The 861-nt window shown below is 46.2% G+C and carries 1 protein-coding gene; it reads left to right on the forward strand.

Going from position 1 to position 861, the window contains the following annotated elements; all coding sequences use genetic code 11:
• The first annotated feature begins 50 nt into the window (after positions 1-50).
• Positions 51-344: an endonuclease VII domain-containing protein gene (locus VJI93_RS08265; RefSeq protein ID WP_442953996.1), complete on the forward strand. Its 294-nt coding sequence runs from the start codon at positions 51-53 to the stop codon at positions 342-344.
• The last annotated feature ends 517 nt before the right edge of the window (positions 345-861 follow it).

The following is an 861-nucleotide window of genomic DNA, read 5'->3' on the forward strand; positions in this document are numbered from 1 at the left end:
GTAATAGACGGAAGAAATATGAAGCCAACGCTGACGCCAGAAATGGGTATGTGCGTAAGCAATTTGGTGGCGCAGAGCGCACGCCTCTTGAAAAACTCAAGCCTAATACTTGGTATGCCCAACAGCGTAGGAGGGAAGAATATGCACATCTCCTGGAAGCGCAAGGCCACAAATGTGCTATATGCGCTGGTGACATTTCCGAGAAGGGTAAAGCTTATATGGATCATTGTCACACTTCGGGTAAGGCTCGAGGTTGGCTGTGTTCTAGGTGTAATAGTGGTCTTGGATTCTTCCGAGACAGTCCTGAACTTATGGCAAAGGCTATTGAATATGTCAAAAAATAGCGGTTTTGGGCCGGAGTGTATCAATCATGTCTAAGACATGTGCTTGTATGTGCCCTAAGTGTAATGGGGAGACATTGCATCCCAAGTTTACACCGCAGGATTGGCATACTCATCCTGTTACTAAGAGAAAATACCGTGTAGTTCTTAAAGATGGAAGGCTGCACCGCATTATTGCCAGGGTGTTTGAGAAACAGCCACCTTCTGCTGGAGGAGGTTATTGGTATAATAAAGTCATATGGGACTATAACAATTCTAAGGGCGAACGCTCTGATCGTATAGTCACGCTACTGGCAGAACTGGGAGTCCAGAATGTCTAAGGTAACGTATCGTGGACCAGTTAAGCCGGTCAATAAGGATGAGTCGTTGGAAGTCAAGCGTGCTCGCTTGGAAAAGCTCCGAGCCCAAGGCTACCACCTCGCTGCTGACCGTGTTCTTAAGGAAATTGAGAACTATGGCAAAGATTGATAATAAACCAGTGGAGCAGTGCATTTGCGGTGCTTTTGCTCATGATGACATT

The organism is Parvimonas sp. M20 (assembly GCF_035282425.1).
In the GTDB taxonomy this organism is placed as follows: Bacteria; Bacillota; Clostridia; order Tissierellales; family Peptoniphilaceae; genus Parvimonas.